This is a genomic window from Oleiphilus sp. HI0125, from assembly GCF_001635355.1.
In genome coordinates this window covers 1-470 of sequence record NZ_LWGF01001368.1, presented here as the reverse complement: position 1 = coordinate 470, position 470 = coordinate 1, and the positions used below count along the sequence as shown (strand labels likewise).

The 470-nt window shown below is 45.3% G+C and carries 1 protein-coding gene; it reads left to right on the top strand.

The features are described 5' to 3' along the window. Positions 1-59: 59 nt before the first annotated feature. Positions 60-470 (top strand): class I SAM-dependent methyltransferase (locus A3762_RS23485; RefSeq protein ID WP_156493700.1); only part of this gene is annotated, 411 nt, incomplete at its 3' end.

Below are 470 nucleotides of genomic sequence, written 5' to 3'. Positions count from 1 at the left end.
CTTCGAGCTCTGTGAACGATAGAATAGGTGCAGATTTAGTCTTGCAAGAGCAACTTAGCGTGAAAGAAACCCAAGCAAACAACGACACCAATCAAAACACCACTCACTTTGGTTTTGAGAACGTCAACGTCGAAGAAAAAGCCGGCAAAGTCGCAGACGTATTTCATTCTGTCGCTGCAAAATACGACATCATGAACGACTTAATGTCTTTTGGAATCCACCGTTTATGGAAACGTTTGACCATTGAGTCCTCTGGCGTACGCTCTGGTCATAAGGTACTAGACATTGCTGGGGGAACTGGAGATCTCACGATGCAGTTCTCCAAACGCGTTGGAGATCAAGGCAAAGTTGTACTCGCTGACATTAACGCCTCTATGCTCAATGTCGGACGAGACCGATTATTAGACAAAGGCTACGGCAGCAATATTGAATTTGTACAAGCGAATGCAGAATGCCTTCCCTTCCCAGAT